Annotated in this window: 21 protein-coding genes; 10 read left to right on the top strand and 11 right to left on the bottom strand. The window is 74.1% G+C overall.

The annotated features are described in order from the left end of the window. The first annotated feature begins 71 nt into the window (after positions 1–71). Positions 72–587, top strand: coding sequence for a hypothetical protein (locus tag ACFYOH_RS24665; RefSeq protein WP_388629126.1), 516 nt, complete (start codon positions 72–74; stop codon positions 585–587). Positions 588–863: 276 nt separating this feature from the next. Here the strand turns inward: ACFYOH_RS24665 and ACFYOH_RS24660 are convergent, their stop codons facing one another. Continuing rightward, positions 864–1952, bottom strand: coding sequence for a WD40/YVTN/BNR-like repeat-containing protein (locus ACFYOH_RS24660; RefSeq protein WP_388629123.1), 1089 nt, complete (start codon positions 1950–1952; stop codon positions 864–866). Positions 1953–2237: 285 nt separating this feature from the next. On the opposite strand from ACFYOH_RS24660, the gene ACFYOH_RS24655 reads away from it, so the two are divergent. Together ACFYOH_RS24655 and ACFYOH_RS24650 are read left to right on the top strand one after the other, a co-directional pair. Then, entirely contained in the window at positions 2238–2828 is a 591-nt protein-coding gene (locus tag ACFYOH_RS24655; RefSeq protein WP_388629120.1) for a hypothetical protein, read from the top strand. A 48-nt stretch (positions 2829–2876) separates the two neighbouring features. Continuing rightward, positions 2877–3092 carry a hypothetical protein gene (locus ACFYOH_RS24650; protein ID WP_388629117.1) on the top strand — a complete coding sequence of 72 codons (216 nt, stop codon included), beginning with the start codon at positions 2877–2879 and terminating at the stop codon, positions 3090–3092. Between the two features lie 14 nt (positions 3093–3106). On the opposite strand, the gene ACFYOH_RS24645 is transcribed toward ACFYOH_RS24650, so the two are convergent. Together ACFYOH_RS24645 and ACFYOH_RS24640 are read right to left on the bottom strand one after the other, a co-directional pair. Continuing rightward, the gene (locus tag ACFYOH_RS24645; protein ID WP_388629114.1) at positions 3107–5080 is read right to left on the bottom strand and encodes a HEAT repeat domain-containing protein; all 1974 of its coding nucleotides are present in this window, start codon (positions 5078–5080) and stop codon (positions 3107–3109) included. A 166-nt stretch (positions 5081–5246) separates the two neighbouring features. Further along, on the bottom strand, positions 5247–6926 hold the full coding sequence (locus tag ACFYOH_RS24640) for a DNA alkylation response protein (protein WP_388629111.1): 1680 nt from the start codon (positions 6924–6926) through the stop codon (positions 5247–5249). Between the two features lie 70 nt (positions 6927–6996). Between ACFYOH_RS24640 and ACFYOH_RS24635 the strand changes: the two genes are divergently transcribed. Continuing rightward, the gene (locus ACFYOH_RS24635; protein WP_388629108.1) at positions 6997–7755 is read left to right on the top strand and encodes a PaaX family transcriptional regulator C-terminal domain-containing protein; all 759 of its coding nucleotides are present in this window, start codon (positions 6997–6999) and stop codon (positions 7753–7755) included. A 307-nt stretch (positions 7756–8062) separates the two neighbouring features. Here ACFYOH_RS24635 and ACFYOH_RS24630 read toward each other — a convergent pair whose 3' ends face one another. Beyond that, a complete protein-coding gene (locus ACFYOH_RS24630) occupies positions 8063–10339 on the bottom strand; it encodes a DEAD/DEAH box helicase (RefSeq protein WP_388629105.1) in 2277 nt (758 codons plus the stop codon). Positions 10340–10712: 373 nt separating this feature from the next. Between ACFYOH_RS24630 and ACFYOH_RS24625 the strand changes: the two genes are divergently transcribed. Continuing rightward, positions 10713–11399 (top strand): hypothetical protein, encoded by a 687-nt coding sequence (locus ACFYOH_RS24625; protein ID WP_388629102.1) that lies wholly within the window; start codon positions 10713–10715, stop codon positions 11397–11399. Positions 11400–11407: 8 nt separating this feature from the next. Continuing rightward, positions 11408–15739: an HAD-IC family P-type ATPase gene (locus tag ACFYOH_RS24620; RefSeq protein ID WP_388629100.1), complete on the top strand. Its 4332-nt coding sequence runs from the start codon at positions 11408–11410 to the stop codon at positions 15737–15739. A 509-nt stretch (positions 15740–16248) separates the two neighbouring features. Here the strand turns inward: ACFYOH_RS24620 and ACFYOH_RS24615 are convergent. After that, positions 16249–17328, bottom strand: a complete 1080-nt coding sequence (locus ACFYOH_RS24615) for an NADH:flavin oxidoreductase/NADH oxidase (protein ID WP_388629097.1) — start codon at positions 17326–17328, stop codon at positions 16249–16251. Positions 17329–17459: 131 nt separating this feature from the next. Here ACFYOH_RS24615 and ACFYOH_RS24610 point away from each other — a divergent pair, with 131 nt between their 5' ends. Beyond that, entirely contained in the window at positions 17460–17816 is a 357-nt protein-coding gene (locus tag ACFYOH_RS24610; RefSeq protein ID WP_388629094.1) for an ArsR/SmtB family transcription factor, read from the top strand. On the opposite strand, the gene ACFYOH_RS24605 is transcribed toward ACFYOH_RS24610, so the two are convergent. Then, positions 17733–19124 carry a nucleobase:cation symporter-2 family protein gene (locus ACFYOH_RS24605; protein ID WP_388629091.1) on the bottom strand — a complete coding sequence of 464 codons (1392 nt, stop codon included), beginning with the start codon at positions 19122–19124 and terminating at the stop codon, positions 17733–17735. The two genes, ACFYOH_RS24610 and ACFYOH_RS24605, sit on opposite strands and share 84 nt — an antisense overlap. Positions 19125–19267: 143 nt before the next feature. Then, positions 19268–20602, bottom strand: coding sequence for an FAD-dependent oxidoreductase (locus ACFYOH_RS24600; protein ID WP_388629089.1), 1335 nt, complete (start codon positions 20600–20602; stop codon positions 19268–19270). Positions 20603–20809: 207 nt separating this feature from the next. Here ACFYOH_RS24600 and ACFYOH_RS24595 point away from each other — a divergent pair, with 207 nt between their 5' ends. Continuing rightward, positions 20810–21454 carry a DUF6214 family protein gene (locus ACFYOH_RS24595; protein ID WP_388629279.1) on the top strand — a complete coding sequence of 215 codons (645 nt, stop codon included), beginning with the start codon at positions 20810–20812 and terminating at the stop codon, positions 21452–21454. Positions 21455–21487: 33 nt separating this feature from the next. Here the strand turns inward: ACFYOH_RS24595 and ACFYOH_RS24590 are convergent, their stop codons facing one another. Next, complete coding sequence (locus ACFYOH_RS24590; RefSeq protein ID WP_388629086.1) at positions 21488–22156, bottom strand: TetR/AcrR family transcriptional regulator; 669 nt, start codon at positions 22154–22156, stop codon at positions 21488–21490. A gap of 264 nt (positions 22157–22420) precedes the next feature. On the opposite strand from ACFYOH_RS24590, the gene ACFYOH_RS24585 reads away from it, so the two are divergent. Further along, positions 22421–22669 (top strand): DUF2630 family protein, encoded by a 249-nt coding sequence (locus tag ACFYOH_RS24585; protein WP_388629084.1) that lies wholly within the window; start codon positions 22421–22423, stop codon positions 22667–22669. 66 nt (positions 22670–22735) lie between these two features. On the opposite strand, the gene ACFYOH_RS24580 is transcribed toward ACFYOH_RS24585, so the two are convergent. Genes ACFYOH_RS24580 through ACFYOH_RS24570 form a run of 3 tightly spaced genes read right to left on the bottom strand, consistent with a single transcriptional unit; the run spans position 22736 to position 24428 of the window. Continuing rightward, complete coding sequence (locus ACFYOH_RS24580; RefSeq protein ID WP_388629081.1) at positions 22736–23425, bottom strand: HAD family hydrolase; 690 nt, start codon at positions 23423–23425, stop codon at positions 22736–22738. A 10-nt stretch (positions 23426–23435) separates the two neighbouring features. Continuing rightward, a complete protein-coding gene (locus ACFYOH_RS24575; RefSeq protein ID WP_388629078.1) occupies positions 23436–23816 on the bottom strand; it encodes a phosphatase PAP2 family protein in 381 nt (126 codons plus the stop codon). Between the two features lie 54 nt (positions 23817–23870). After that, entirely contained in the window at positions 23871–24428 is a 558-nt protein-coding gene (locus tag ACFYOH_RS24570; RefSeq protein ID WP_388629075.1) for a DUF5134 domain-containing protein, read from the bottom strand. 188 nt (positions 24429–24616) lie between these two features. Here ACFYOH_RS24570 and ACFYOH_RS24565 point away from each other — a divergent pair, with 188 nt between their 5' ends. After that, the gene (locus ACFYOH_RS24565) at positions 24617–26305 is read left to right on the top strand and encodes an FUSC family protein (RefSeq protein WP_388629072.1); all 1689 of its coding nucleotides are present in this window, start codon (positions 24617–24619) and stop codon (positions 26303–26305) included. Positions 26306–26680: the final 375 nt, after the last annotated feature.

Raw genomic sequence — 26680 nt, 5'->3', positions numbered from 1 at the left:
ACGATGGCCGTCGCCACCGCTCATTGGTCTCGCGAACTACGCGAAAGCGTCGACACTGGAAGGTACCCCCCATGAGTCTCAAGAAGGCACTCACCGTCTCGGCAGCCGTTGCGGCCTCCCTGGCCGGTAGTCTCCTCACGGCGTCAGGCGCCCATGCCGCCACCCTGTCGTCCAGCACCCACGTCGTCGCCCCGGCATACAGCGCATATGCGTGCCGGTCGTGGACCACCGGCAACTACGCGTACGTCACCAACAACATCTCGATCGACTCCTGTTACTGGGTCGAGAACAACGGATACACCATGTCCGCCACGATCCCGTTCCAGAACTACTCCGGCACCGGCGTGTGGTACTGCGCGCACGCGATCAACGTCAACACCGGCGGCTGGGCTCACGACTTCGGCTGTGGTTCCGGGGTCTCCACCGGCCAGGGCTCCACCACGGCGGGGACCGGTGGAGGGGGGGCCGGGTACAGCGAATACTGGAATGCGCCGGCGGGCACCTACGTGGTCTCCACCGGGTTCTGGCTGAACGGCAAGTACTACGGCGACGTACAGAGCCCGAGGACCACCATCGGAGCGCACTAGTCCATCGGGGCCGAGCGGCTGCCGGTGCGAGGCGCAAGACCGGTGGCCGCCCGCTCCCTCCGGGTTCGGCTGCGGGCGTGGCCTGCCGGGCATGGTCGTGGCGTTCCATTGTGCCGCCGGCGGCGGGGTGCCACGCACAAGGCCGGCCTCGCTGAGGAGCGTCCGCCGGCGTGGGTGGTGTCGGCGGCTGGAGCGTCACCCTACTGCCGTACCCGGCCCGTTGATCGACCGATGGCCGAAGCCCGACGGAGGCGCCCCGCGGCCCGCGGACGTGGCTCAGCCGATCACCGCCGCCCGCACGCACAGCACGTCCGGCAGATGCGCCGCCAGTTGCTGCCAGCTGTCGCCGTCGTCGGCCGAGGCGAACACCTCGCCGTTGCGGTTGCCGAAGTAGACACCCGCCGGGTCGGCGTCGTCGGTGCACAGGGCGTCCCGCAGCACCGTGCCGTAGTGATCCTCCTCGGGCAGACCCTTGGCCAGCGGCTCCCAGGTACGGCCCGCGTCCGTGGTGCGGAAGACCCGGCAGCGGTGTCCGGCGGGCACCCGGTCCGCGTCGGCGTTGATCGGGAAGACGTAGGCCGTGTCGGCCCGGCGCGGATGCGTGGCCACCGCGAAGCCGAACGTGGACGGCAGATCCGCGCCGATGTCCGTCCAGTGCGCGCCCGCGTCGTCGCTTCTGTACACCCCCCAGTGGTTCTGCAGATACAGCCGGTCCGGGTCGCCCGCATCCTTGGCGATCTTGTGCACGCACTGGCCGAACTCCGGGTTGGGGTCCGGCAGGAACACCGCGGACACACCGGAGTTGGACGGTGCCCAGCTCGCCCCGCCGTCGCTGGAGCGGAATACCCCGGCCGTCGAGACGGCCACGGTGACCGCCTTCGGGTCGCGGGCGTCGGTGACCACGGTGTGCAGACCCTCACCGCCGCCGCCCGGCACCCACTGCGAGCGCGTCGGATGCTCCCACAGCGGTCGGACCAGCTCGAAGCTCTCGCCGCGGTCCTCCGAGCGGTACAGCGCCGCCGGTTCCGTGCCCGCGTACACCACGCCGGGCTCGGCGGCGGCCGGGTGCAGTTGCCAGACGCGCTCCAGGGAAGCGCCGGTGTCCTTGGGGAACTTGACGGCCGGCTGCGGCGGTTCGGTCCAGGTGCGGCCGAGGTCGTCGGAGTGGAAGACCGACGGGCCCCAGTGCGCGCTGTCGCCGCCCACCAGCAGCCGCGGCCGCCTCTCCCGGGTGTCGATCGCGACCGAGTACACCGCCTGTGCGTTGAAATACGGACTGTCGTCGAACTCCCAGGTGCCGCCACCCCTGCGCCGCCCGATGAACAGGCCTTTGCGGGTGCCCACCGCCAGCAGTACCTCGGTCATGCCGATCACCTCCGGGACGCTCGTCCAGGTAGTCGTGAGACAGGTAGTCGTCGGTTATCGGCCAGTGTGCACCCCACCACTGACAGTCTCCCCGTGTGTGCTCCTTTCGCAGGTCACGGCGGTGTCGTCGGCCGGTCACGGAGGCCGGCCCGGGCCCGTTGCGGCATGCGCCTGCGCTGGGCGCGTGTCTCGTGCGACCGTCGGGGAGACGGCTCGTCGTGAGCAGCGGAGCGATCTCCCGCGTATGGGAGGGCGGTCCGGCCGGTCGGTGCGCTCGTGAGGAGGATGCCTTTGAAGGCGTTCCGTGGTCCGAAGGTGTGGCTGTGGCGCTGGCGGCGCAATCCGCTCAAACGCCGGGCCGATGTCGTGGAGGCCTGGGTGCTGCTCGGCGCCTGGCTGCTGACCGTCATGGCGGGGATCTCGTCCGGCCTCGTGGCGGCCGAGTCGGTGGAGCACGGACTCGCGAGGGAACGGGCGGCCTGGCGTCCGGTCGTCGCCCACGTGGTGGGGCGGGCCCCTGGAAGGTCCCCCGTGCACCGCCACGCCTCCGCCGGTGAACGCGTCTGGGCCAAGGTGGGCTGGACCGTGGCCGACGGCTCCACCCACACCGGACAGGTCCGGGTCGAGCCCGGCAGCAAGGCCGGCACGCCGGTCACGGTCTGGACCGACCCGCAGGGCCGACTCGTCGACCGCCCCGCCTCCGCCTCCGAGGCCGCCTTCCGGGGCACCCTGATCGGCTGCCTGGTGGGCGTGAGCGCGGCGGCCGTCCCCTTCGCCGTAGGCCTCGCCCTGCGCGGCCGGCTGGAACGCCGCCGCATGCACGCCTGGGACACGGAGTGGGCACGGCTCGGACCGCAGTGGGGACGGATGGTCTGACCACGCCGGCGACCTCCGGTCCCCCCCTGCCGGGGACCGGCGCCGACTGTGATCCATCCCGCGCAGGCCGAGGACCCGGAGCTCCGGGCCCGGTTCCGGCGCGTGGTGCTGCTGTCCGTCCGGGTGCGGGGAGCCGTCTGCCCGAAGCCGATGGCCGAGGACCGGCGCAACCCTGCCTGGAACCACACACGCTGGAGCGTCACCCTCCACGAGACGAGCAGCCCCGTCCCCGCATGCATCGGCTCGGACGAGTGCCCGCCGTGACACCCCTGCACCGTCTACACCGTCGCCAGCACCTCCCGGCACGCGCCCAGCAGAGCCTCGTCCTCCGGTATGCCCTGCCCGCCGCCTGCGTCCACATGAGCCAAGTGGCGGCGCGGGGCAGCCAGTTCCGCTGTCGCGAGGTGCCGTAACGGCTCGGCGGCCGGGCCCATCGCGGTCAGGCACCGGGCGATCGGACGGCGGGTGCGCGGGTCCTGCGCCCAGGCCTGCTGGAACACCGGCAGAACCGGCTCCGGATCCGCGTCGATGCGCCACAGCGCGCACGCGGCCGCCACCCGCTCCCGTGCGAGCCGCGATCGGGTCATGCGGCGCAGCGCGGGCCGCGCGGCGCGCCCGGCCGGGCCCAGACGGCCGAGCTGTACGGCGGCCGCGCGCCGGCTCACAGGATCACTCCGGCCCAACTCCCATAGCAGCGCGGGGAGTATGGCGGATGGGTCCCGCTGCGCCGACCAGAGCGCGCCGGCCGCTGCGGCGGCATGCCGAGTGCGCAGGAGCGCGCGGAGGGCCGGTACCGCCCGCGCGGTGGCGCCCAGCAACTCCAGCGTTTCGATGGCCCGGCCCGTGACCGTGTCGTCCCGTGCCCCCGGTCCGCCGCCGGCACCCGACAGCAGTCGCAGCACCTGCGGAACGGCCTCCTCGTCCCCCATGGCGCCGACCGCCGCCAGCAGCGGGGCGGCGACGGGGGAATCCGGCGGAATCCGGCCGAGTCGATGCCGCACCGCGGGGGCGAGCGGGGCCGCGGCGGCACCCAGGTGGGCCAGCCCGAACCCCAGGTCCACCGGTGCGGCCGGGCCGGCCAGCAGATGGGCCAGGGGTGGGATCGCGCGCGGATCGCCGGCCCTGGCCAGCGCCCTGAGCGGACCGCCCAGCGTGCAGGTGCCGCGCTCCACGCGGTGCGTCCACAGGTCGGGGCGGGCGCACACGAGGGCGTGCAGGTCGTCCGCGGCGGGCGCGGCCAGCGCCCGCAGCTCCGCCAGCACGGCGACCGCCGCGTCCCGCAACCAGTCATGTTCCGTGCCCAGTTGAGCCCCGAGCAGCCGGACCGTGCCGCGGTGGTCGGCGCGCCAGCCGCGCAGCAGCGCCGCCGCCATCCAGACGCCATGGCACCGGTCCACCGGGTCCGGGCCGGTCAACTGCCCGTCGAGGAGCGCGATCCGGTCGTCAACGCGGTCGCCGAGCGCGGTGTGCAGGGTGCGCAGCAGCCGGGAGCCCTCCTCGTCGGACGGGCGCAGCCGCCGTATGCGCCCGACGAGGGAGTCGGCGGCGCGGGGCTCGGTGATCCGGGCGCGGTGCGCGGAGCGCTCCCGCTGCAGCCGGACGGCCGTCGGCACCAGGTCGGCGGGCAGCCGGGCGGGCGCGACGAGCGCGAGCTGACCGAGTGCGGCGAGCCGCAGCCCCGGTGCGTAGGGCGGTGCGCTCTGTTCGGCCAGGAGGTCCACCGCGGCGTCGGCGTGCGCGGGGTGCCGGCGGACGAACAGGGCGAGCGCCTCCGGAAGGGCGAGCAGGACGCGGTCGTCCCGCTCGGCCCGCAGCCGCTGCCGTAACAGGTCCAGGACCCGGGCCGGCGCGGGCAGGAAGTGCACGAGGGCCGACGCGGTCGCCCGGCGCACCGCGGGGTCCGGGTCCCCGACGAGCCGGACGAACACCTCGGCGCCCGCGCACACCGCCTCCCGTGCGCGTGGGTCCCCGTCCGCGGTGTCCGCGCCGATGCCGACCAGCAGTTCCACGATGCCGCCCCGGTCCGGCACCTCCTCGCGGGCCGCGAGGGAGAGCAGGAAAGGGACGCAGGCCAGCGTCGAGTCGTACACACACCCCTGGTCGTGCAGCGCGCCGTACATCCCGTCGAGCGCGGTCGCCCGTTCGGCGGTGTCGGCGGACGCCAGCGCCCGTAACCATCCGGGCACGTCCTCCGCGCTGCCGTGCGCGTGCCGCAGCGAGGCCCAGTCGACCTCGTCGATCCCCGTGAACACGTTGTCCTCCCGAGACGAGTGCCACCTGATCGCGAGTGTGCACCACGACACTGACAACGGTCCGGAGCTGCGCGCTGACTGTGTGCGATCCGTCGGCTGTCACCGGCCAGGGCGCGAGCCGCCCGCGCCTGCCGCCGAGAGGAGCACCGGCGCCCGGTGGGAGGGGTCAGTTCCGGCCGGGTAGGGCCCGCTCCAGGATCGTGTCGAGGTCGGTCCCGGCGGACAGCGTGCCGAACGCGTGCCCCCAGTCGCCGCCCAGCCGACTCGCGCAGAAGGCGTCCGCCACCGGGTGCGGGGCGTGCCGTACCAGCAGGGAGGCCTGGAGGGCGAGCGCCATCCGCTCGACCAGACGGCGGGCGCCCACCTGGTCCGTTTCGGCCAACTGGTCCTTGAGTGCGGCGACCGCCGTGTCCAGGCGGGCGTCCGCCCCGCGCGCGAGGGCGAGTTCGGCGAACAGGGCCTCGGCGGTGTCCGGTTCGCGGCCGAGGGCGCGCAGCACGTCGAGCGCGTTGACGTTGCCCGAGCCCTCCCAGATCGACAGCAGCGGAGCCTCCCGGTAGTGCCGCGGCATGCCGGAGTCCTCGACATAGCCGTTGCCGCCCAGGCACTCCAGGGCCTCGGCGGTGAACGCCGGGCCCCGCTTGGTGACCCAGTACTTGCCGACGGCGGTGGCGATCCGCCGGAACGCCCGCTCCCCGGCGTCCCCGCGCACCGCGCGGTCGGCCGCGCCGGCCAGCCGCAGCGTGAGGGTCGTCGCCGCCTCCGACTCCAGCGCCAGGTCGGCCAGGACGTTGCGCATCAGCGGCTGCTCGATCAGCCGGGCACCGAACGCGCTGCGGTGCCGGGCGTGATGACCCGCCTCGACCAGCGTCTTGCGCATCAGCGTCGCCGAGGACATCACACAGTCCAGCCGGGTGCAGTTGACCATCTCGATGATGGTCTTGACCCCGCGCCCCTCCGGCCCGACCAGCCAGGCCACCGTCCGGTCGAACTCCGGCTCCGAGGACGCGTTGGAGCGGTTGCCCAGCTTGTCCTTCAGCCGCTGGATGCGGAAGGTGTTGCGGCTGCCGTCCGGCAGAACGCGCGGCACCAGGAAGCACGACAGCCCACCCGGGGCCTGTGCGAGGACCAGGAAGACGTCGCACATCGGCGCCGATGTGAACCACTTGTGCCCGCGCAGCGTGTACACACCGGGCTCCCCCGTGGGCGTGGCCACGGTGGTGTTCGTCCGGACGTCCGACCCGCCCTGCTTCTCGGTCATGCCCATGCCCGCGAGAAGGCCCGGCTTCTCGGCCGGCACGCGCAGCTCCGGGTCGTACTCCCGGCTCGTGAGCAGCGGTTCGTAGACCTTGGCCAGATCCGGCTGTGCGCGCAGCGCGGGCACGGCGGCGTACGTCATCGACGTCGGGCAGCCGTGCCCTGCCTCCGTGTGCCCCCATACCAGCCCGCCCGCGGTACGGACCACATGGGCGCCGGGCCGCTCGTCCGCCCACGGGGCGCCCGCCAGGCCCTCGGCGACCGCCGTGCGCATCAGGCGGTGCCAGCTGGGATGGAAGTCGACCTCGTCGATCCGGTGGCCGTAGCGGTCGTGGGTACGCAGGACCGGCTCGTGCCGGTTCGCCAGCTCACCCCACTCCTGCGCCTCCGCGCTGCCGGCGCGCGCCCCCAGCCGCCGGATGTCCTCCTCGGCCCAACCGGCGCCCTCCCGGCGCAGTCCCTCCAGCAGGGCCCTGTCGTCGGAGGCGTCGTACGGGGCCAAGGGCGGGGCCTGGTTGGTGACGTCGTGCGTGGGGTACTGCGGCTGGGGCTGCGGCGGCGCGGGCGACTGCGCGGGAATCGAGACCATGGAAGCATGCTGCACTCTTCCTGCGGTCGTAGCAATACTGCAACAAGGAGTGCCCGTACAGTACCTGCCCATGCGCATGAACGTCTCGCCCGAGCCCGAGGAGGCAGGCCTGCGGCCGCTGTCCGCGCGGTCGGTCGTGCTGAGCCTGCTCCTCGGCGCGCACCCGGCGGAGCTGCCGGTGAAGGACCTGGTCCTCCTGGTGGAGCCCTTCGGTGTCGGCGGCTCCACGTTGCGGGCCGCGCTCAGCCGGATGGTGACCGCGGGGGACCTGCGCCGCACCGCCGGCGTCTACCGGCTCAGCGACCGGCTGCTGGCCCGCCAGCGGCGCCAGGACGAGGCGCTCCGGCCGGGCACGCGCGCGTGGGACGGCGACTGGGAGATGGTGGTGATCACGGCGACCGGTCGGGGTCCCGCCGAACGCGCCGATCTGCGCGCCCGGTTGGCCGCGCTGCGCCTGGCGGAACTCCGCGAGGGCGTGTGGCTGCGCCCGGCCAACCTCGACCGTGCCCTGCCGGACATGCTCGGATCCGTCGCCCGGACGTACACCGCGCGACCCGATGAGCCCACACATGACCTGGTCGCCCGGCTCTGGCCGCTGGACACCTGGGCGGCGACCGCGCGGACACTGCTCGCCCGCGCGGCCGCCGCCCGCACTCCGGCGGACCGCCTCACCGCCTACGCCGCGGCCGTACGCCACCTGCTCACCGACCCGGTCCTGCCACCCGGACTCCTCCCCGCCGACTGGCCCGGGGAGGCCCTGCGCGCGGCCTATGCCGGCTATCAGCGGGAGCTGGCCGCGTCGGTGGGGCGAAGGGAGCGCGCCGCATGACCGCCCCGGCTCTCGAACCGTTCCTGCTCGCCCGGTTCCAGGAGGAGCAACGGGTGGCCGGGACGCGATCAGCGGCGCGCCCGGCGCGGTCTGGGGCGTGACGGCCGACGAGATCGAGCAGGTGCTCACCTCCTGGGGCGGGAGGCCGCGCACACGCCGATGGGGCGGTTCGGCGCCGAGGACCCGGGTGAAGCTGCTCACTCATGTGGCCCTTCACGATCCGGCGCCCTGCACCGCGCTGCGCCTGCGCGCCCTGCCGTACGCCGGCCATCCCGGATACGACGACTCCTGGCGCCCCTGGACGCCGTCAAGAAGCGCTGTCGGCCGCCTCGCCGGTACCCGGAACCGCGTCCGCCGGTTCGCCGGCCGCGCTGCCCACAGGGCCGGATACGCTGCCCACAGGGCCGGTCGCGCCGCCGACACTGCCGGTTCCGAAGCCCAGGCGGGTCCGTTCCTCGGCCACGATCCGGCGCGCCATCTCCGTGTCCGACACGTCGACGGCGTCCGGAGTCGCCTCCGCCACCGCGCTGCGGCGGGCGTAGGCGTCGAACAGGCGGACCTTCCTGCGCAGCATCTCCACCATCCGCTCGTCCACGCCGCCCGGAGCCAGAAGGCGGTGCACCCGGACCGGCCGTACCTGGCCCATGCGGTGGGCCCGCGCCACCGCCTGCTGTTCGACGGTTGGCTTGATCTGGGGCTCACAGATGATCACGACGGCGGCGGCCTGGAGGTTGAGCCCGACCCCCGCCGCCTGGATCTGCGCCAGCAGCACCGCCGGACCGGACACAGCAGTGAACTCGTCGACGAGCAGCTGGCGCCGCTCGGGCGGCACGCTCCCGGTGAGCGGGCCGACCACGGGACCGCCGGCCCCTGACCCGGCGCAGAGCGCATCCTCCACCACGCCCAGGACATCCCGGAAGTTGGAGAAGACCACCACCTTCAGCCCGTTCTCCGCCGCCTCCCGCACGATCTCGCGGAGCCGGACGAGCTTGGCGGACTTCTCCGGGCGGGCGTACGCGGCCCTGCGCATCGCCATGAAGTTGCCGGAGCGCACCGCCTCGCGGTACGCCTCCTCGTCCGAGGCGCTCGGTTGCTCCCACTCGTCCGTCTGCTGCAGGGCGGGCAGTTCGACGAGGACATCCGCCTGGTTGCGGCGCAGGTAGACCGGTGCGACCGCTTTCCGGAAGGCCACCGAGCCCGGCAGTCCGGCATCGGCGCCGACACGGTCGGCCACGGTCTCGTCGAGCATCCGGACCAGGTTGCGGAACTCGGCGACCCGGTTCTCCATCGGCGTGCCCGTCATGAAGAGGACCCGTTCGCAGTGCCCCGCCCACTGCGCCACGGCCTGGGAGCGCAGGGCCCTGGGGTTCTTCACCCAGTGGGCCTCGTCCACGACCAGCATCCCGATCTCACCGCCGCCGGGGGCCGGGAAGCCGCGCAGGGCGTCGAAGGTCGTCACGGCGACGCCGCCCCGCCCCTTCCAGTAGGCGAACGCGTCGTGCCGGTCCGGCCCGTGCAGGGGCGTGACATGGAGCCAGGTGCGTCCCTCGATCTCGCGCGTCCAGTTCACCAGCACGCTCGCCGGGCACACGACCATGAAGTGGCTCTGCCCCTCTGCGGCCAGATGCGTCAGCGCGGCCATGGCCTGGACGGTCTTGCCGAGCCCCATCTCGTCGCCCAGGATCACCTTGCGCTGCGCCAGGGCGAACCGGGCGCCGAACGCCTGGTAGCCGCGCAGCGACACGCGCAGCCGGGAGTCGTCGAGCTGCTGTCCCCGCACCCGCTCGGCGATCCCGTCGGGCAGGAACCCCTCTGCGGCGGCCGTGTCCGGGGCACGCCCGGAGATCTCGGTGAGCAGGCCGTAGTACTCGGCGGAGCGCAGTTCGAAGTCCACCCAGGCCGCGAGGTCGTTCGACGTGCCCCGCAACAGGTCCACCGACGCCTGCGCGAGCGCCTCAGGGGTACCGGCCTCGACCGCCTCCGCCACCAGCGTGCGCAACTCCTCGACCGCCGCCAGCGCGCGCGCCTTCCTGGCCCGCCCGGCCGTCAGCATGCTCAGCCGCCCGGCCGCCGGCCGGGCCTCGGCCAGCGGGGGGCCGAGCCGCTGCGCCAGCTCGGCGGCGGTGCCGACCGCGCGCCGCGCTTCGGGCCCCGCCTCCACCAGGACGTGCAGGGCCATGACGAGCGCCGTGGTCCGCGGCTCCGGCCGGTCGACGTCGATGTGTACGGCGACGGTGTCGTGCACGGCGTCGGACAGCTGCCGTGCGGCCGCGACGATCTGGTCCGCGGTGCGCTGACCGACTCCGGGGATCTGTCGCAACCGGTACGGACCGGCTTCGAGCACCTGCCGGACCGTGCGCAGTCCGCTCTTGTCGACACTGGCGAGCCGCAGCCGTCCGTCCGTGGCGTCCTGCAGCCGTGCCACGGGTATGGCGTCGAGCGCCTGCGCCACCGCCGCGTCCTGAATCGGCTTCAGCGCCGCGCGGACCGCCTCTACCGCCCTGCCGTGGTCGTCGGCCAGTGCCTGTGCGGCCTCGTACAGACGGGCCGCCTGCGCGACCGCCTCCCTCTCCCTGCGCCCCATCCGCCCTCCCTCACGCCCATCCTTCCATCCGGCCATCCGGATTTGACCGGTAGGACGGGAGTGCGGCGACCGGGACCGGCCTCCTGGCAGCGGGTGAGGACCTGGATCCGGACCCCGGCCACTTCGATGCGCCGACCGACTTCGGCTGTGTTCGAGGCGCTGTTCCGAGGCCTCCGGGCGGGGCGGTTGCTGAGGCGTCCGGGCAGGGTGGTTGCCGAGGCGTCCGGGCAGGGTGGTCGCGCGGTGCGGGTGGCGCGGGAGCGGCGCGAGGCGTTCCCTTGGAAGTGGGCACCCTCTGCGGAGAAACGGGGATGACCAGCACGGTTGAGGGCACTCGGTGGGGCATGCAAGGCGATCTCACCCGAGGAGAGTCATGGCTGAGCAGAAGTCGTCGTCGGTTCTCACGGCGCCGCTGCGCGGCGCGGCCTCCGCACTGCGCAGGGTGCCCGGCGCCGGGATGGTGACCAGGGCCGCGGAGGAAACCCTGGACAAGATGGGCGCGGTCTCGCCCCGCGGGCGGCGCATCGCGGTGTACGCGGGGGCCGGAGTGCTCGGCGCGGCGGGCGTGGTCGAGTGGCCCGTGGCCCTCACCGGCGCGGCCGTGGCCTGGCTCACCCAGCCCCGGCCCGAACTTCCGGCGGACGGCGGGCAGAGTCCCGAGGCCGCTCAGGACCTCGGCACCGCGGCCCTCGGGTCCGGCCACGGCGGCACGTCCCCGGGCGCCCACCGCACGGGTGGGGCCAAGGCCGCCGAGGACGCCGAGACTTCCGGCGAGGCCTGGGACGCCGGCGCCGCCGAGGCCGGGGTCGAGGCCGCCGGAGCCGCCGAGGCGTCCGCGGGGAGCCGGACAGCCGGCGACGCCGGGACCCGTGCAAGCAGCCGGACGACCGGCAGCGCCGGGATCCCCACTGGCGCCACCGCATCCCGGACCCCCCGGACAACCGGCGGCACCAAGACGTCCGGCGGCGCCCGGACCACCCGCGGCGCCGAGGGCGCTCCGGGCAAGCACGCCACCGGGCCGCTCGGTCCCACGACCCGGCCCGACCGCACCACGCTCTGAGGAGGACCATGGCACTGCGACTGCTGGCGATGCCCTCGGCGGCCGTACGGCTGCTGCCCTCGGCACCGCGGTTGCTGGCGCCGGCGGTCGGAGCGGCCGCCGGTGCCGCCGCGGGAACGGTGCGTGCAGGAGTGCGCGGCGCGGACGCCGCCGTACGCGTGGCGCGGGTCGCGCGCAACGCGCTGCCCGGCTCCGGCGGCCACTGGCGGGCCGGGGCCCGTGCCCATCTGGCCCTGCGGCCGGTGGCGCACGAGCATGTGCAGCGCGCGGGCGGCACGGCGCATCTGGCGCGCCGGGTGGCCGAGACGCTGGCCGAGCGGCCCGACGTGCTGTTCGCGTACTGGGACGAGGGACTCGCGCGTCTGGTGGTGACCGCGACCAAGGACGAGGCCACCGACCGGATCGTGGACCACGCCGCCGAACTGGCCGAGGGACACGGACTGCTCCTGGCCGCGGATGTGGACGAGACCACGCATCCGGCCGACCCGGCCGGGGTGCGCGCGGCCGTGGCCACGCTCGCCGCCGACACGGTGGGCATCGGCGTCGCGGTCACCGCGTACGCGCTCCGGCTGCCGCCCACGCCGCGCCTGGCGACCGCGGTGGTGACCCTGCTGCGGGAGAACCCCCGTTTTCGCGCCTGGCTGCGCGGCCGGCTCGGAAACACCGGCATGGATCTCCTGCTGGCCTGCGCGAACGCCACCGTCCACGGAGCCGGACAGACCCCTACGTCCCTCGTCCTCGACAGCGTCCTGCGGGCCTGCCAGGTGGCCGAGACGGTGGCTCGCTCCGCCGCCTTCGACACGGTGCACGACCAGTTGTGCGCGCCCGGGCGCGTCAGCATCGCGGTGGACGGCGCTCCCCGCCCGCCGCTGCGGGAGTCCCCGGCCCAGGAGTACGCCGAGCACGCCTCCGCGGGCAGTGTGCTGGGCGCCGCGGCCACCCTGCTGGTCAAGCACGACGTCGCCGAGGCTGCGGAGGCGGTCCTCGCCGGCTCGCCGAAGGCCGCCCGCTACGGTCCCGCCGCCTTCCACGCGCTGCTGAGCGCAGCGCTCGCCCGCACGGGTGTCCTTGTCCGCGACCCGGACCGGCTGCGCCGGCTGGAGATGGCCGGCACGGTCGTCCTGCACTCCAGCGCGCTGTGCACGGACGAGGGCGAGGCCGACCCGTGGGCCGAACCGGTGCTGGACGCGGCCCGCCGGGCCCGCCTGCGCGTGGTGCTCGTGGACGACCCGGCCCTGGAGGACTTCACTGGCCTCGCCGACCAGGTCGTCGACCCACGCCGGCCGCTGGACGACGTCGTGTACCAGGCGCGCGGCGACGCCGGGGCGGTGCTCGCCGTCGCGCGGGTGCGCACGGCCGACGAGCACGACGTGCTGGCCGGGCTGCGCAACGCCGACATCGCCCTCGCCCTGACCGACCACGACGCCGCCGTGGTCTGGGGCGCGGACCTCCTCGCGCTGCACGGGCTGCCGGACATATGGCGGGTGCTGACCGCGATCCCGGCCGCCCGCACGGTCGGCGGGCATGCCCAGACCCTGGCCCGTTCCGGCGCCGCGCTCTCCGGGCTGCTGGTGGCCGTCGGCGAGTCGGGCGGCGGCCGTGGCCGCCTCGCCGCACTGCCGGGGCTGCGGCACGCCCCCGTGGACGCCGCCGCCGTGTCGGCCCTGTTCTCCGGGGGCCGGGCCGCGCTCGGCGTGGCGGCGGCCCGGCCGCCGCACCCGCACGCGCGCGTGCACTGGCACGAGCTGGACCCCGAGCAGGTCCAGGAGCGGCTGGAGCACGAACCGGCCGCCGAGGGCGGCGCTTTCGAGACGCTGGCCGCCCGCGTGCGCAGGGCCGCCGCCGCTGTGTCCGGGCATCCGGCCGCCGCGCCGCTGCGCTGGTCCTACCGGCTCGGCCAGGCCGTACGCGGCGAACTCCACGACCCGCTCACCCCGGTCCTCGCCGTCGGCTCGGCGGCGTCGGCGATCCTCGGCTCCGTCGTGGACGCCCTGCTCGTCGTCGGCGCGCTGGATCTGAACGCCCTGGTCGGCGGCATCCAGCGGCTGCGCGCCGAACGGGCGCTGTCCGGATTGGTCGCGGAGCAGCAGCAGAAGGCGCGCCTCGTACCGCCGGAGACAGAGGCCCCGGCCGGCGGCACGCGGACCGTGGAGGCGGGCAAGCTGCATCCGGGCGATGTGATCCAGCTGAAGGCGGACGACGTGGTGCCCGCCGACGCCCGGCTGCTGTGGCAGGACGGTCTGGAGGTCGACGAGTCCGCCCTGACCGGTGAGTCCCTGCCGGTGGAGAAACAGACGGATCCGACCCCGCACGCCGCGGTCGCCGACCGGCGGTGCATGGTCTTCGAGGGTACGACCGTGGTGGCGGGCCAGGCCCGTGGCGTGGTCGTCGACATCGGTGAGCACACGGAGGCCGCCCGCGCCGTCCACTTGGCCGCGCGTACGCCTCCGGCCGGCGGTGTACAGGCCCGGCTGCAGGAACTCACCCGCAAGGCACTGCCGCTGACCCTGGCGGGCGGTGCCGCGGTCACGGGCCTGGCGCTGGTGCGCGGCACCGCCATCCGGGAGGCGGTCAGCGGTGGGGTGGCGGTGGGCGTGGCGGCCGTACCGGAGGGGCTGCCGCTGGTGGCCACGGTCGCGCAGCTCGCGGCCGCCCGGCGGCTGAGCCGTGACGGTGTCCTCGTCCGCACCCCGCGCACCCTGGAGGCGCTGGGCCGGATGGACACCTTCTGCTTCGACAAGACCGGCACGCTCACCGAGAACCGGTTGCGCCTGGTGCGCACCTCCGACGCCGACGGCACGGTGCGCCCGGTGGACGACCCGGGGTCCGCCGGCACCGTCCGGGCCGCCGTCCGCGCCTGTCCGCGCGTCGACGGCGACGCCGAGCGGCCGGTGCACGCCACCGACGAGGCCGTGCTGGCGGCGGCCGGTCCCGATCCGGACTGGACACAGTCCGCGGACCTGCCCTTCGAGGCGGCACGCGGATACGCCGCCGCCGTCGGCCGGAGCGGGGACGGCCCGCTACGGCTGGTGGTCAAGGGCGCCCCGGAGACGGTGCTGCCCGCGTGCGCAGGGCTGCCCGAGCACGCCTCGGAGGCGGCCCATGCGCTGGCGCGGGACGGCCTCAGGGTGCTGGCGGTGGCCGAACGGCGGCTGGGCGCCGACGAGCAGGAGGACGACATCCTCGAACAGCCGCTGCGCGAGCTGAAGTTCATCGGGCTGCTCGCCCTGTCCGACGTACCGCGCGAGACCTCCACGGCGCTTGTGGCGGGCCTGATCGAGGCAGGCGTACGACCAGTCATGCTCACCGGGGACCATCCGCAGACCGCGCGGGCCATCGCGGCCGAGCTGGGCTGGCCCGAGGACACCGTCGTGGTCACCGGCGACGAGCTGGCGGCGGCGGACCGGGCGGCCAGGGCCCGGATGCTGCGCGACGCGGGTGTGGTGGCGCGGGTGGCGCCCGAGCAGAAGCTCCAGGTCGTGGAGGCGCTGCGGGACGCGGGCCGGGTCGTCGGCATGGTCGGCGACGGCGCCAACGACGCCGCGGCGATCCGCGCCGCCGACATCGGCGTCGGGATCAGCGCGCGCGGTTCGGCCGCGGCGCGCAACGCCGCCGACATCGTCCTCACCGACGGCGATCTGACGGTCCTGATCGACGCGGTCGGCGAGGGCCGGGCGCTGTGGCACAGCGTGGCCGACGCCATCGCCATCCTGATCGGCGGCAACGCGGGCGAGGTCGGCTTCGGCATCCTCGGCACGCTGCTGTCCGGCCGGGCGCCGCTGTCCACCCGGCAGATGCTCATGGTGAACCTCTTCACCGACCTGTTCCCGTCGATGGCGGTGGCGGTGACCGAGAAGGAGGACGCGCCGGCACTGGCCCGTGGCAGAGCGCCGGAGGACGACGAGCCCGGTGCCGTACGGGTCCGCGGCGGATCGCCGGAGGACGCCTCCGCCGTCCTGGGCGCGCCCCTGCTGCAGCAGATCCGGCACCGGGCGCTCACCACCTGCCTGGGCGCCCTGACGGCCTGGCTGATCGGCCGCTTCACACCCGGCACCGCGCGCCGCTCCAGCACGATGGCGCTGTGCGGGGTGGTCGGCACACAGCTCGTGCAGACATGGCTGGACCGGCGCGCGAGCCGCCTGGTGCAGATCACCTGCCTGGGTTCCGCAGCGGCGCTGTTCGCGGCAGTGCAGATCCCGGTCGCCAGCCACGCCGTCGGGTGCACCCCGCTCGGCCCCGCCGCCTGGGCCGGAGTCCTGGCGGCGATCGCCCTGGCCCTCGCGGGACAGCGGGTACTCCCTCGCCTGGAGGAGACGATCGGCCGCCTGCTCCCGGACTGACCACCGCACGCCCGCGCTCACTTCGGCCGGTTGTGGTGGTCGCGGTATCGGCGGGTGGCGGGTGGCTGTGGTCGGTTCTGCCGGTGGTCGCGGACGGCCGTGCTCGGACCGGCTGGTGGTGGTGGGTGGCCGTGGTCGGTTCGGCTGGTCGTGGTGGGTGGCCGTTCTCGGACTGCCTGGTGTCGCGGACGACCGTGCTCGCACCGCCCGGTGGCCGCGGAGGGCCACGCTGGATCGACCGGTGGTGGTGGGTGGCCGTGGTCGGATCGGCCGGTGGTGGGTGCTGCGGTCAGTCCGGCCGGTGGTGCTGGGCGGCGCCTACGCTCAGACCGGCCGGTGGTGGCGGTCGCCGCGCTGGATCGGCCGGTGGTGTTCGGTGGCCGCGCTGGACCGGCTGGTGGTGGGTGGCCGTGGTCGGTTCGGCTGGTGGTGATGGGCGGCCGCGGTCAGACCGGCCGGTGGTCGCGGAGGGCCGCGCTGGACCGGCCGGTGGTCGCGGGCGGCGGTGGTCAGGCCGACCGGTGGTACGGGTTCGGCACCCTGACCTCGCCGCCCAGTTCGCGGGCCGCGTGTCGGGCCCAGGACGGGTTGCGCAGCAGCTCGCGGCCCAGCAGGACGGCGTCGGCCTCGCCGTTGGTCACGATCTTCTCGGCCTGTCCGGCCTCGGTGATCAGGCCGACGGCGGCGACGCGCAGCGGGGTCTCGGCCTTCACCCGGGCGGCGAACGGCACCTGGTAGCCGGGCCCGGTCGGAATGGTCACGCCGGAGGCGTTGCCGCCGGTGGAGACGTCGAGCAGGTCGACGCCGTGCGCGTGCAGGTCGCGGGCGAAGCGGACCGTGTCCTCGGTGGTCCAGCCGCCGTCCTGGAGCCAGTCGGTGGCCGAGATGCGGAAGAACACCGGCTTGTCCTCGGGCCACACCCCCCGTACGGCGTCCACGACTTCGAGGGCGAACCGGGTGCGGTTCTCGTACGAGCCGCCGTAGACGTCCGTGCGGTGGTTGGAGTGCGGGGAGAGGAACTCGTTGATCAGGTAGCCGTGGGCGCCATGGATCTCGGCGATCTCGAAGCCGGCGGCGAGCGCCCGGCGGGCCGCCGCGGCGAACTGGCCGACGACCTCATGGATCTCGTCCACCGTCAACTCGGTGGGCACGGGGTGGTGCTCGTCGAACGGCACCGCGCTCGGGGCGACCGGCTGCCAGCCACGCGCCTCCGGTCCCAGCGGCGCGCCGCCCTTCCACGGCTGGTCGGTGGACGCCTTGCGGCCACCGTGCGCGAGCTGGACCCCCGGCACCGTGCCCTGGGCGGTGAGGAAGCGGGTGATCCGGCGGAAGGCCTCCACCTGGGCGTCGTTCCACAGACCGAGGTCGTAGGGGGAGATCCGGCCCTCCGGCGAGACCGCGGTGGCCTCCACGATGATCAGACCGGTGCCGCCCGTGGCGCGCGCCGCGTAGTGCGCGAAGTGCCAGTCGTGCGGGGCGCCCGCGAGCGGACCCTCCGGCTCGGCCGAGTACTGGCACATCGGCGGCATCCACACCCGGTTCGGGATGGTCACTTCGCGCAGGGTGATGCTCTCGAAGAGCGAGCTCACGACAGACTCCGTTCGTCACGGGACCGCTGGTCGCCTCGTACGATAACCCTCGTACTACGAGACATGTCAAACTACGACGTCTCTCGTACAATGGTCTCAGCCGAGGAGTTCCGTGACGAAGGGCAGCCGCCGTGACCGAGACCGCCACCGCCGGCCGCGCGCTGCCGCATCCGGAGCGGGAGGAGATCCGCCTGGAGGGCGTGCTGCACGCGCTCTCCGACCCGATGCGGCTGCAGATCGTGCGTGAACTCGCCGCTCGGGAAGCCGAGTTGACCTGCTCGCAGTTCGAACTGCCGGTGACCAAGTCCACCACCACGCACCACTTCAGGGTGCTGCGGGAGAGCGGGGTCATCCGGCAGGTCTACCGGGGCACGGCCAAGATGAACGGCCTGCGCCGGGACGATCTAGACGGACTCTTCCCGGGGCTGCTCGACAGCCTCCTCGCGGCCGCCGACCGGCAGGCCGGCCGACTCGGCGGCGGTGCCTGAACCCTCCTTCCCCGGAAGGTGGTTGAAGAGCAGGTTGAGCACGATCGCGGACAGGCAGCCCGCGCTGATCCCGCTGTTCATCACCGTCTGGAACCAGTCCGGGAACTTCTCGTAGACCGTCGGCACACCCACCGGCAGCATGCCGATCGCCACCGACACGGCCACCACGGTCAGATTGTGGTTGCCCTTGAAGTCCACCCCGGCCAGCGTCCGCAACCCGCTCGCCGCGACCGTGCCGAACATGACCAGCCCCGCGCCGCCCAGCACCGGCGCCGGGATCGCCGCGACCACCGCGCCCAGCTTGGGCAGCAGACCGAGCAGCACCAGGATCCCGCCGGCCGCCGCCACCACCCAGCGGCTGCGCACCCGCGTCATCCCGACCAGGCCCACGTTCTGCGCGTACGCCGTGTACGGGAAGGTGTTGAACACCCCGCCCAGCACCGTCGACAGGCCGTCCGCGCGCAGCCCGTCGGCGAGCGGGCGCGGCTCGACCTTCCGCCCGGTCAGCTCGCCCACCGCGATCAGGTCACCGGTCGTCTCGGTCATCGTCACCAGGGCGACCACCAGCATGGACACGATCGCGGACGCCCTGAACTGCGGCGCCCCGAAGTGGAACGGCGTGCTGATGCCGACCCAGTCGGCGCCGGAGACCCCGCTGAAGTCGGTGAACCCGAACGGCACCGCGACCGCCAGGCCCACCGCGATACCGACCAGGACGGCGATCCGGCCGAGGGCGGGCGGCGCGAACCGCTGTACGGCCAGCACCACCGCCAGTACGAAGGCCGCCAGCGCCAGGTTCTTCGGCTCCCCGAAGTCCTTCGCACCGGCGCCGCCCGCCGCCCAGTTGCCCGCGACCGGCAGCAGCGAGACCCCGATGATCAGGATCACCGTGCCGGTCACCAGCGGCGGGAAGAAGCGCAACAGCCTGCCGAAGATCGGCGCGAGCAGCATGATCGCCAGACCCGCGACGATCACCGAGCCGTAGATCGCGGGCAGTCCGCCGCCCGTCGTCCCGATGAGCACCATCGGTGACACGGCCGCGAACGTACAGCCCTGCATGATCGGCAGCCGGACGCCGAACCGCCAGAAACCGACGCACTGGATCAGCGTGGCGATCCCGCACACCAGCAGGTCGGCGGTGATCAGATACGCCAGGTCGGCGGGCGACAGCTTCATCGCGCCGCCCACGATCAGCGGCACGGCGACGGCACCCGCGTACATCGCGAGCACGTGCTGCAGCCCGAAGGCCGCCAACTGCCGTGCCGGTGGTATCTCGTCGACGGGGTGGACATCTGCGGTGGTGGCCATGGGTACTCCAGCAGTGCGCGGGCGGGGAGTGACTTCCGAACAGGACGAGACCGTAAGCGCCTTGAACAGTTTGTTGATTTCCGGTCTGTTGCCGCTGTGTGTCATGCCCGCCCGGCCGCCGCGGAATCCCTGGCCACCGGGGGCTATGCCGACCGGGCCGCCGTGAGCAGCGCGTCCCAGTCGGCCAGCTTGACCACGCTCCGGCCGAGCCGCGCGCCCAGCTCGGCCTCGGCCCGCTCGATCGCCAGCCACCCCGTCCACGGCACCGGCTCGATGCCGGCCGCCCGCAGCGCGGACACCGGATCCTCGGGCACCTGCCGGCGCAGCAGCGCCGGAGCGTCCGCGAGCAGGGAGGTCACCGTCTCCTTGGCGCAGGGCCGGTTGGTGCCGATGACACCCGTCGGACCGCGCTTGATCCACCCGGCGACGTACTCGCCGGGGGAGGGGGCACCCTCGCGTACCACCCGCCCTGCCGCGTTCGGCACCGTGCCGCTGGGCGCGTCGAACGGCAGCCCGTCCGGCGGCACTCCGCGATAGCCCACCGAGCGCAGCACCAGCTGGGCGGGCAGGTCCATGAACCGGCCGGTCCCCGTCACCCCGCCCCGCCCGTCGGGCGCCGTCCGCTCGAGGCGCACGGCGCCCACCCGGCCGGCGTCCGCGAGCAGTTCCACGGGCCGCAGGAAGAACCGCAGGTCGATGCGCCGGGCGGCCCCGGCCGGGGGTCGGGCTGCCCAGCCGCGGAGCACCTCCAGATTGCGGCGCGGTACCGCGGGCAGGGCGGCGGGGTCCGCCGGATCCAGCGCCAGGTCGGCCGGATCGACGCCGACCGCGGTGTCGGGCAGCGCGCCCAGCTCGCGCAGCTCCTTGGTGGTGAAGCGGGCCTGCGTCGGGCCGCGCCGGCCCACCATGTGCACCTCGGTGATCCCGCTCGCCGTCAGCGTGTCCAGCGCCGCCTGAGGCATGTCCGTCGGGCGCAGCTCCGCGGCACCCCGGACCAGCATCCGCGTGACGTCCACCGCCACATTGCCCACGCCGATGACGACGGCCGACCGCACTCCGCGCAGAAAGCCCGAGTCGGCCGCGTCCGGATGGGCGCTGTACCAGGCCACGAAGTCGGTCGCTGACCAGCTGCCCGGCAGCTCCTCGCCCGGAATCCCGAGCCGGCGGTCGGCGGCGGCGCCCACGCAGTACACCACGGCGTGGTACAGCTCCCGCAGCCGCTCCACCGTCAGCCCCCCGGGGCCGCCCACCCGGACCCCGCCGAGGAACCGCACCCGCTCGTGCTCCAGCACCGTCCTCAGGCTGCCCTGCAGGGACTTGATCTTCTCGTGGTCCGGGGCGACGCCGTACCGGACCAGGCCGTACGGGCACGGCAGCCGGTCCAGTACGTCCACGTACACGCCTGGGTCCTGCTGAACCAGGGTCTGGGCGGTGTAACACCCGCTCGGCCCCGAACCGACGACGGCGACACGCAGCACAGCGGTACTCCTCGGACGACGGGGGTGGCGAAGGAGGTGGTGTGCGGACGGCTCCAGCATGGCACCCGCAGGTCCGGGACGGCAGGGGCCGGCGGGGTGACTACGAAGCGTGTCCATTCGTATGGATGGTGATCACGAGGTTACGTTGCGTGTGTGCGGGAGGCATCCTTTCTTGATCTTTCCGAGCGGGACGCGAAGGACGGTGTGGTGTCCGTGTGGCCCGCGTGGAAGGTGCGGGAGAACGGCGAGGCCACGTCCTGGTTCCATGTGCGGCTGGCCTTTCCGGACGGTGCTCAGGTCGACGCGCTCGCCGTCGTGCGCGAGGGCTGCGTGTCCATCGAGGACGTCAGGGCCCAGCCGGCCCTGTCCCTCGCCGATCTGACGGTGCTCGCGGACTGGATCGAGGGTCCGCTGTTCGAGTCGTGCGGGGTGGAGCGGTCGTACGAGGGCGACGGCGACGAGCACCCGGAGGAGCGGTACGAACCGGAAGCCGACGCCGAGGCGGCGGCCGGTGCGCAGGAGGTCGCCGAGGAGGAGGCCGGTGTGGCGGCGGCCGGTGTGGAGGAGGCCGCCGACGAGCAGGTCGGTGAAGGGGAGGTCGCCGAGGAGAAGGTCGCCGAGGAGGAGGGCGCGCTCTGTGTGGGGCCGCGGCGCGCCCGGCCGGTCTGGCCGCGCGGCATCGAGGGCCGTCGGCTGGTCGCACAGGAGTACCGGGCCGCACAGGAGGAGGGTGGTGACCCGGTGCTCGCCGTGATGAGCGCGACCGGACTCAGCCGCCGCCGCTCCCTCCGGCTGATCGCCCAGGCACGGGACGCGGGATTCCTGACGCCCCGCCATGTGCGCCGCGACTGAGGCGAGTTGCCGTCGCCGCAGCTCACGCGTCCGTCATGGACTGCTCGGCCGCTCCTCCGTCGCGAAGAACCGGGACAGGTCCTGCTCCCGCGCCTCCCTGCCCTGCTCGCTCTCCGGAGGCACCCCGGACTCCCAGTCGAGCCCGTACCGCTGGAACAGTTCGGCCCGCAGCGCGGGGACGGGCATCGGCACCCCCGGCACCAGCGCCGAGTACACCGCGCCCATCAGCAGGGCGCGCAGCATCGGATAGTCGACGGCGACGTCCTGGGAGCCGTACCGGGCGACGGTGTCGCTGAGCAGTTCCGACAGCCGGCGCTGCTCCGGGCACTGCACGAAGCCCTCCGCCTGCAGCAGCCCAGCCATGTGCTGCCGCATCAGCACCGGCCGGTCGTGGGCCAGGCCCAGGATCGCGTCGATGGCGCGGGCGAGACGCTCGCGGCCGTCCTCGGTGTGCGGTTCCCGCTCCAGCGCCTCCTCCAGTGTGCGGTGCATCAGCCGGTGTACGGCGGACTGCACCAGTTGGCGCTTGCCGGGGAAGTAGTACGACACCAGTCCGCGCGCCGAACCGGCGCGGTCCGCGATGTCGCCCAGCGTGGTGGCCTCGAAGCCGTGCTCGTCGACCAGTTCCACGGCGGCCTGCAACAGCCGCTCCCGGGAACGCCGCCGCAACTCTTCGTTGACCGAGGCGCTGCGCGGGGACATCCTGTAACTCCTGCGTTGACTGGCTGCCAGCCAACTATACTCACCGCAGTGGGCATGCCATGTGCGTGCCCTGTCCAGGGCTGCCGTCCGCCTGGGGCGACGCGGGGGATCGTCTCAGGCGGACGGCTTGGCAGCGAGGCCTTTCCGTGGCGTGCTCGTGGTGCCCCCGGCTCGCTGCCCGGCCCACGCCTCCCCTCGATCTCGCGCACCGCCCGCTGCCTCCCTAGAGTGGGCAGCGGTGCCGAGGCGAGGAGGCGGGTCGTCATGGATCAGGACCAGCGGATCCTGAACAGGATCACGGAGATGGTCGAGGACGAGCGCAGACTCCGCGCGGCGCTGGCCTCGGGTCGGATCGACAGCTCCGTCGAGCAGCAGCGGCTGGGACAGCTGGAGCGTGAACTCGACCAGTGCTGGGACCTGTTGCGGCAGCGCCGCGCCAAGGCCGAGTTCGGCGAGAACCCGGACGAGGCGCGCGTGCGCCCCGCCACCCAGGTCGAGGACTACCAGGGCTGACCACCCAGGGCCCGGCGGGCGCCGGGCCTCAGCCCGGCAGACCGCGGGGGAGCGGCGCGTCGGACCTCAGCCCATCAGGTCCAGCACCGGCAGCAGCGCGTCGGGCCGGTCGGTCACCGGCAGGTGGTCGACGAAGTGCACCCGGCAGCCGAGCGCGGCCGCGCCGCCGTCGGCCTCCTTGCTGTCGCCCACCATGACCACCTGCCGGGGATCGGCGTCCAGTGCCGCACAGGCGACCGAGAACAGCCGCGGGTCGGGCTTCTGCACCCCGTGCTCGTACGACAGGACATACGCGTCCACATACCGGTCGAGGCCGTGCTCGCGGAACACCGGGCGCAGATCCCAGCCGATGTTGCTGACCACGCCCACGCCGATCCCACGCTCGTGCAGCGCGCGCAGCACCTCGAGGGCGTCCGGGTACGGGGACCAGGCGGCCGGCGTCTTGTGCCGCTCATACAGCGCGTCGTGCAGCCCGGGGTCGGGCAGCGGCACCCGCCGGGAAAGGCCCGTGTAGGCGGCCCGGTGCAGCTCCGCGCTCTCGTCCCGCACCGCCCAGACTTCAGCCAGGTCGGCCGGCAGCTCCAGCGGATTCGCTCCGCCCGGCAGCGCACCCGCAGCCTCCAAGGCCCGTGCGGCCGCCTTCAGTTCGGGTTCGGGCAGGGTGTGCCCGGTCTCGGTCAGCACCGCACGCAGCCAGGACTCGGTGGACTCGACGCGGAACAGCGTCCCGGAGAAGTCGAACAACACGGCAGTCATGCACCTGACCCTATCCGCGGTGCCCAGCGGTTCGGGCGTGACCAGGCCATGGCCACTCGTACCCGATCACGGCCGGGTCCACCACCAACGCCCCGAACAGCCGGCCGCCCAGCACCTCCGAGGGCCAGTGCACGCCCAGCCACACCCGGGTCACGCCCACGCCCACCACCGAGACCACGGTCGTCGCCACGGCCGTACGCCACCGGACGCGGCCCACGCCGAAGCGGTGCAGCGGCCACAGCGGCAGGCCGTCGACGGCACCCTTCACCGACTGCTGCACCACCGCCGGCAGGGCCGGTGCGGCGGTGGGTGCCGCCCACGGGACGGCCGTGCCGAGGGCGTTGGCGTCCACGACTCCGCGCGGAGCCGGGGCACCCGCGAGACCGTTCACCGTACGGTCCGTGCCACCGAAGTGACGCAGACAGCGCACCGGCACGGACCCGGCTCACATGGTCAGCAGCATCGCCACCATGCCTATCCCCATCGACAGCCGGCAGGCCCGTGCCAGCTCCGGCCGGTCGCCCCAGCCGACCGCGCCGCCGCCGGCCCCGGCCGCCGCGACGGTGGCCGGCACCAGACGGGCGCCGGCCAGCAGCACGTAACCCGCGAAGTACAGCAGCAGCAGGCTGGTCAGCAGCGGAACGCCCGAGCCGCCGTGCGCGTGATGGGCGCCGGGCGGAGCCGCGGCCATGACCACCGACATGTAGACCATCGCGGACGTGCCCACCAGGTGGTGCAGATGATGCGGGGCGGCGCGCGCGGCCCACAGCGCGCGCAGTGCCGCCGCACCGAACACGGCCGCGTACACCGGCCACACCCAGCTCGGTGGCGAGAGCACCGCCGCCGGTACGGCCATCACGGCCATGCCGAAGCCCATCACCGCCTCGCCGCCCGCGGCCCTGCGCTGCTCCTCCACACGGCTGCGCATCCGCAGCAGGCAGTAGGCCCCGGTCGCCGCGCACAGGGCGACCAGCAGCCACGCTGCCGGTACCGGTCCGTGCACGCGCACCTCCCCGTTCGACGCTCGGTCGAGGGATGCGATGCCCACGCCGTGCGGAGCGCACGCAAGCGCAAGGGTGTACACGGGGAGCGTTCGACGGAGCACGGCAGGTGAGCGCGCCCGCCCCTGGGAATCGCCCGAGGGCCGCCGCCAAGGAATTTTACAAGTAAAACACATGCTAAATTGATGGTATGAGCAGTGCGACCCTCCACCGACTTCCCCTCGCCGGAGTGCTCCGCCTCGGGCGGCCCTCCGACATCTGGTTCAAGCCCGCGCTGAGCGTGGTCGCCGCGGTCGCACCGCCCAATCTGATCCTGCTGGCGCTCGGCCGCCTCGACCTCGCGATGTACACGATGGCCGGGTCGCTGTGCGCGCTCTACGGCCACAACCGGCCCTACGCCGCCCGCGCCCGCGTCCTGGCCTGGGTGGTGCTCGGCATGGTCGGCGGCCTCGCGGTCTCCCTGCTCGCCGCGTCGGTCACGAGCGACGCCGTCGTCCTCGTCACCGTCGGCGCGGTGATGGCGGCCGCCCAGAAGGCCGTGAGCGACGCGACCCGGCTCGGACCGCCCGGGAACGTGGTCCTGACCTTCATCAGCTCCGCCTCGCTGTTCGCGCCGCAGGCCCTCGGTCAGGTGCCCGGACATGTGGGGTTGGCCCTCGCGGCCGGCGCCTGGGCCTGGCTGGTCGGCATGGCACCCGGGCTGCTCCGCCCGCACGGCCCCGAGCGCCGCGCCACCGCCCAGGCCCTGAACGCGGCCGCCGCCTACGCCGACACCCGTGGCACGGCCGACGGCCACGCCCGGGCCAGGGCCGCGAGTGCCGCCGCGATCCACGCCGCCTGGCAGTCCCTGCTCGCCGCCGGCACCCGCCCCGACCGCACCCGGCGCGCTCTTGAACGGCTCCTCGTCCGCGCCGAGGTCGCCCTCGCCGCCCCCGCCCCCGCCGACGCCGACCCCGCTCGGCTGCGCGCCTGGGCCCGTGAACTGCGCGGCACCGGGCGGCTACCGCGCGTCGACTCCCCTCAGGAGTCCGCCGCCGAACTCCTCGGCATCGACGCCGAACTCGCCCAGCCGCGACGGCCGTTGCGGCAACGCCTGGCGCACCTGGCCCCGATCGCCGCGCGCACCGCGATCGGCTGCGCCCTCGCCGGTTACGCCTCCCTCGCACTCGGGGTGGGGCGTCCCTACTGGGCGCTGGTCACCGCCGCCTCCCTCTACCAGGCCAACGTCACACTCACCTGGAGCCGGGGCGTCCAGCGGGTCGTCGGCAATGTGCTCGGGGTCCTCGTGTTCGCCGTCGTCGCCCCGCTCGCCCATCTCCACCCGGTCGCGCTGGTGTTGTGCTGCCTCGCCTTCAATTTCGGCGCCGAGGCGCTGATCGCGCGCAACTACTGGCTCGGCACCGTCTGCGTGACCCCGATGGCCCTGCTCATCACCGAGTTCGCGCGCGCCCAGAACCCGGCCGAACTGATCACCGAGCGGGTCACGGACACCCTGGTCGGCGCGCTGGTCGGCTTTGTCGCGGCCGTCGCCGTCACCAACCGGCGCGCCGGCGACCGCCTCGAACACGCCCTGACCACGGCGGAGCGCGCCCGCGAGAACGCCGCCCGGCTGCTGGCCGAGCCGCACCCGGCACCCCGCGCCCTGGAGTCGGCCCGCCGCAGCCTCGCCGCCGCCCTCGCCGACCTGCGCGCCACGGCCGACGCCGCGTCCGGCGAGTGGTGGCAGCGCGCCCTGCCCGAGGAGCGGATCGTGCTGGCCGAGCAGTCCGGACACCGTACGCTCGCGGCGACGGTACGACGGCAGGGGTTCGTGCCGCGGCACCGGAACCAGGATCCGGTCCAGGACCCCGGCAGGACGACGGAGGACATACGGCCATGACGGCGACGAACGGCGGACACGCGCCGGCGGACGACACGGCCGACGCGGACCGCGCGGGCGACCACCGGCCGCCCGCCGAATCGCAGCTGACGGCCGGCCATGGTTCCGGCGGCACGGCCGAAGCGGGCCCGGGGGGCGGACACAGGCGGTCCGCCGACACGCGAGCGGCGGACGGCCGTGGTTCCGTGGGGGCGCGCTCGGGGAGTGGTGAGGCCATGGCCGAGGCAGGTTGGTCGGGCGGTCACGGGCGGTCCGTCGGCGCCGAATCGGCGGACGGCCGTGGTTCCGTTGGGGCGCGCTCGGGGAGTGGTGAGGCCATGGCCGAGGCAGGTTGGTCGGGCGGTCACAGGCGGTCCGTCGGCGCCGAATCGGCGG

It is taken from the genome of Streptomyces sp. NPDC007856 (genome assembly GCF_042868225.1).
Lineage (GTDB): Bacteria > Actinomycetota > Actinomycetes > Streptomycetales > Streptomycetaceae > Streptomyces.
The sequence above is the reverse complement of the archived record's forward strand: the minus strand, read 5'-3'. Positions and strand labels throughout refer to the sequence as shown.

Coding starts and splice junctions, on each gene's coding strand:
- ACFYOH_RS24655 (WP_388629120.1), top strand. CDS start 2,238: ATGCCTTTGAAGGCGTTCCGTGGTCCGAAGGTGTGGCTGTGGCGCTGG.
- ACFYOH_RS24635 (WP_388629108.1), top strand. CDS start 6,997: ATGCGCATGAACGTCTCGCCCGAGCCCGAGGAGGCAGGCCTGCGGCCG.
- ACFYOH_RS24585 (WP_388629084.1), top strand. CDS start 22,421: ATGGATCAGGACCAGCGGATCCTGAACAGGATCACGGAGATGGTCGAG.
- ACFYOH_RS24565 (WP_388629072.1), top strand. CDS start 24,617: ATGAGCAGTGCGACCCTCCACCGACTTCCCCTCGCCGGAGTGCTCCGC.
- ACFYOH_RS24625 (WP_388629102.1), top strand. CDS start 10,713: ATGGCTGAGCAGAAGTCGTCGTCGGTTCTCACGGCGCCGCTGCGCGGC.
- ACFYOH_RS24620 (WP_388629100.1), top strand. CDS start 11,408: ATGGCACTGCGACTGCTGGCGATGCCCTCGGCGGCCGTACGGCTGCTG.
- ACFYOH_RS24580 (WP_388629081.1), bottom strand. CDS start 23,425: ATGACTGCCGTGTTGTTCGACTTCTCCGGGACGCTGTTCCGCGTCGAG.
- ACFYOH_RS24590 (WP_388629086.1), bottom strand. CDS start 22,156: ATGTCCCCGCGCAGCGCCTCGGTCAACGAAGAGTTGCGGCGGCGTTCC.
- ACFYOH_RS24660 (WP_388629123.1), bottom strand. CDS start 1,952: ATGACCGAGGTACTGCTGGCGGTGGGCACCCGCAAAGGCCTGTTCATC.
- ACFYOH_RS24640 (WP_388629111.1), bottom strand. CDS start 6,926: ATGGTCTCGATTCCCGCGCAGTCGCCCGCGCCGCCGCAGCCCCAGCCG.
- ACFYOH_RS24605 (WP_388629091.1), bottom strand. CDS start 19,124: ATGGCCACCACCGCAGATGTCCACCCCGTCGACGAGATACCACCGGCA.
- ACFYOH_RS24630 (WP_388629105.1), bottom strand. CDS start 10,339: ATGGGGCGCAGGGAGAGGGAGGCGGTCGCGCAGGCGGCCCGTCTGTAC.
- ACFYOH_RS24665 (WP_388629126.1), top strand. CDS start 72: ATGAGTCTCAAGAAGGCACTCACCGTCTCGGCAGCCGTTGCGGCCTCC.